General features: G+C 67.9%; 3 protein-coding genes. 1 reads left to right on the forward strand and 2 read right to left on the reverse strand.

Annotation, left to right across the window (positions count from 1 at the left end; all coding sequences use genetic code 11):
- Nucleotides 1–63: 63 nt before the first annotated feature.
- Nucleotides 64–1,791, reverse strand: a complete 1,728-nt coding sequence (locus DSP71_RS03365) for an ABC transporter ATP-binding protein (RefSeq protein ID WP_058631687.1) — start codon at nt 1,789–1,791, stop codon at nt 64–66.
- Nucleotides 1,792–2,025: 234 nt separating this feature from the next.
- Nucleotides 2,026–3,087 (reverse strand): enoyl-CoA hydratase/isomerase family protein, encoded by a 1,062-nt coding sequence (locus tag DSP71_RS03370; RefSeq protein ID WP_113680361.1) that lies wholly within the window; start codon nt 3,085–3,087, stop codon nt 2,026–2,028.
- A gap of 112 nt (nt 3,088–3,199) precedes the next feature.
- Between DSP71_RS03370 and DSP71_RS03375 the strand changes: the two genes are divergently transcribed.
- Nucleotides 3,200–4,226 (forward strand): ATP-binding cassette domain-containing protein (locus tag DSP71_RS03375; RefSeq protein WP_113680364.1); only part of this gene is annotated, 1,027 nt, incomplete at its 3' end.

The following is a 4,226-nucleotide window of genomic DNA, read 5'->3' on the forward strand; positions in this document are numbered from 1 at the left end:
CGACGGACGAAGCTGCCTTGCCGCGGCCCCGCTTGGCCTTGCGCTGGTCGTCGTTCTGCGCGCTCATGCGTCCACCCCCAGCTGCGATTCGACGATCTCTCGGTAGGTGTCGCTCGTCTCGAGCAGCTCCTCATGCGTGCCGACGCCCACCATGGTGCCGCCGTCGAGCACGACGATGCGGTCGGCATCCGTGATGGTGGAGATGCGCTGGGCGACCACGATCTTCGTGACGTGCGGGAGTTCCCGCCACAGCGCTTGGCGGAGCCGCGCGTCTGTCGTCAGGTCGAGAGCGGAGAACGAGTCGTCGAAGACGAGGATCTTCGGCTGGTGCACGATCGCGCGGGCGATCGCGAGCCGCTGACGCTGACCGCCGGAGACGTTCGTGCCGCCCTGGGCGATGCGGGAATCGAGACCGTCCGGCATCTCCTCCACGAAGTCACGACCCTGTGCGATGTCGAGCGCGTGCCACAGCTCTTCGTCGGTGGCCTCCTCACGGCCGTAGCGCAGGTTCGACGCCACGGTGCCGGTGAAGAGGAACGGACGCTGCGGCACCAGGCCGATGCTGTCCCAGAGCGACTCGACGTCGGCCTCGCGCACGTCGGTGCCTCCGACGTGCACGGATCCGCCCGAGACGTCGAAGAGCCGAGGGATGAGGGAGATCAGCGTCGTCTTGCCCGAACCGGTGGAGCCGACGATCGCGACGGTCTCGCCCGGCTGGGCGGCGAAGCTGATGCCCGTGAGCACCGGCGAGTCCGCCCCGGGGTAGGTGAACTCGACATCGTCGAGCGCCACGGATCCGGGAACCGGGAACTCCGTGACGCCGTTCTCCGGACGCACGAGGGTGGACTCGGAGTCGAGCACTTCGCCGATGCGCTCGGCCGAGACTGCGGCGCGCGGGATCATCATCGCCATGAAGCTCGCCATGATGACGCCGCCCATGATCTGACCGATGTACTGCATGAAGGCGAACAGCGTGCCGACCTGCACCGTGCCGTTGTTCACCTCGATACCGCCGAACCAGATGACCGAGACGACCGTGACGTTGAGGATGAGCATGAACAGCGGGAACAGCAGCACGAAGAGCGAGCCGACCTTGCGGCCCACGACCATGATGTCGGTGTTCGCCCCGCGGAAGCGCTCCTCCTCGATGCGCTCGCGCACGAAGGCACGCACCACGCGGACGCCCGTGAGCTGCTCGCGCATGATGCGGTTGACGTTGTCGAGCTTGCCCTGGTAACTGCGGAACAGCGGCACCATGCGGCCGATGACGAGGGCAGCCAGGATGAGCAGCAGCGGCACCGAGACGGCGATCAGCCAGCTGAGTCCGACGTTGGTCTGGACCGCGAAGAAGATGCCGCCGATCGCGAGCAGCGGCGCCGTGACGAGCATGGTCGCGCCCATCATGGCCAGCATCTGCACCTGCTGCACATCGTTCGTGTTGCGGGTGATGAGCGAACCGGCACCGAACTGCGACACCTCACGCTCGGAGAAGCCGCTGACCTTGCCGAAGACGTCGGCGCGGATGTCGCGCCCGGCACCCATCGCTGCACGCGCGGCGAAGTAGGTCGCGGTGACCGAGGCGATGATCTGCCCCAGCGAGACCGCGAGCATGAACAGACCGGTGCTCCAGATGTACCCGGTGTCGCCCCGGGCGACGCCCTTGTCGATGATGTCGGCGTTCAGGCGCGGGAGGTAGAGAGTGGCTGCCACGCTCGCGAGCTGGAACACCAGCACGGCGAGCAGCAGCCATCGGTATCGGGAGAGATAACGGAGGAGGATTTTTCCCAGCACAGGCGGACTTTCTAGGAAGGATGAAACGGCGGATTTCTCGGCAGACGGATGCCGACCGACAATCGGCCACAAGACAGAGTGCCACGATCCGCGGACATTCGTATCCCCCTCATGGTGGACCTTCGCTCACAGCGAACCGCTTCCCGCCCCGATCTACGGTTTCTGCACGCGGGCGAACAAGTGCGGCTGATTGCAGCGCACTGCGGAACCGCGACCCGCCCTGACCCCGAGGGCTCAGAACAACGTGGGCTGCGGGACGTAGTCGCGCGCGGGGGCGCCGGCGTCGGGTGCGAGCTCGGCGAGCGTGGGCGGGTTCCACTTCGGATCGCGGTCCTTGTCGACGATCTGCGCTCTGATGCCCTCGACGAGGTCGGGATGCTCGTTCACGAACCACATCACGCGACGGTACTCGCCCTCCAGCGCCGCGCGGAGCCCCGGCAGGTCGCGCGCCTCGCGGACGGCGTCGAGCGTCACGGTGAGCCCGGTGGGCGCGAGGTCTTCGAGCAGGTCAGCGGTCGCCGCCGCCTCCGTCGTCCCCTGAGCCTTCAATCGTTCGACGATCTCGCTCACGGTGGGGGCGGAGAAGGCCTCATCGATCCACGCGCGCGCGTCCGGGAGCTGCGAGGCCTCCGGGGTCTCGTCGAACAGCAGCACGATCTCACTGGGACCGGTCGGGTCGGCACGGAAGGCGAGGGCCTCGCGCAATGCGTCCAGACGGTCGGATGGCACGAAGTGATCCGCGAAGCCGAGGTAGACGGCATCAGCGCCGCTCATGGTGGATCCGGTGAGACCGAAGTACTCGCCCAGGCGCCCAGGAGCGCGGCCGAGCAGCCAGGTTCCCCCGACGTCGGGAGTGAATCCGATACGGGTCTCCGGCATGGCGAGCTTGGAGCGTTCCGTGACGATGCGGATCGCGGCGTGGCCGGCCAGCCCGATGCCACCACCCATCGTGATGCCGTCGGCCAGTGCCACCACGGGCTTGGGATACTCGGCGATCATGGCGTTCAAGGCGTACTCCGCACGGAAGAACTCCGCCGTCTGGTCAGCCTGACCCGCGACGATCTGCGCGTGCAGGGCCCGCACGTCACCGCCCGCGCACATGCCGCGCTCTCCTGCCCCGTCGATCAGCACGATCTGCACATCGGTATCGTCGCGCCAGGCATCCAAGGCCACAGTGAGGCTCTCGATCATGTCGACGTCGAGAGCGTTGATCGCCTCGGGACGGTTGAGGGTGAGTCGTCCGAGCGCGCCTTCGGTGCGGACGAGGACGCGGTCTGCAGCGTGGGATTCGGTCACGATCGCCAGGCTACCCCTTCCGGATGGGCGGTATTCCGCGCGAAATGCGGGATCCGACAGGCTTTTCCGGCAGGATAGGGAGGAACTGTTCAAATGCGACGAGAGGTCACGGATGCCTGAAGGACAGGTGCTCGAGTTCACGCACGTGACGAAGCGCTTCAATGAGGTGACCGCCGTCTCGGACTTCTCCGCGCGCGTGGAGCCCGGTGCCGTGACCGCCTTCCTCGGCCCGAACGGTGCCGGCAAGACCACCACGCTGCGGATCCTCCTCGGCCAGGTGCGCGCCACCTCGGGCACGGCGACCATCGGCGGCACGGCGTACGCCGAACTGCGGCAGCCGTTGCGCACCATCGGATCCGTGCTCGAGGAGACGGTCTACCGCCCTCGACGCACCGCCGAGCGTCAGCTGACCATCGCCGCCAAGGCGAACGGCATCCCCCTGGCCCGCGTCGGCGAAGTGCTCTCCCTGGTCGGCCTCGAGGGTGAAGGCAGCTCCCGCATCGGGGGCTTCTCCCTCGGCATGCGTCAGCGGCTCAGCGTCGCCCACGCCCTGCTGGGCGATCCCGGCGCGCTCGTGTTCGACGAACCGGCCAACGGACTCGACCCCGAGGGAATCCGCTGGATGCGACTCCTGATGCGTCGCCTCGCGGACGAAGGGCGCACGGTCCTCGTGTCGTCGCACGTCCTCAGCGAAGTCGAGCAGGTCGCCGACAACGTGCTCGTGCTCTCGAAGGGCACGCTCGTGCTCTCCAGCGGGATCGAGACTCTCGCCGACCCCAAGGGCGGATCCGTCATCGTGGACGCCGCGGACCGCAGCGCGCTGACGACCGCGCTGCAGGAGGCCGGCTTCGACATCGAGGTGCTGCGTTCGGGCCTCACGGTGCGCGGCGGAGACGCCGGCACGGTGGGAGCGGTCGCCGCCGACGCGGGCATCGCCCTGAGCACCCTCGTCCAGCGAGGGCCGACACTCGAAGACGTCTTCATCGACCTGATGCGAGGTGGCCGGTTCGCCCCGAGCATCTCGGCGACGCCACCGCAGCTCGCTGCGACGGCCCCCGAAGACACCGCAGCGGAGGTCACCGCGGCGGAGGACATCGCTTCCGAAGACACCGCTTCCGAAGACACCGCAGCGGAGGTCA

Source organism: Microbacterium sp. H6 (assembly GCF_003314775.1).
GTDB classification, from domain to species: Bacteria; Actinomycetota; Actinomycetes; order Actinomycetales; family Microbacteriaceae; genus Microbacterium; species Microbacterium oxydans.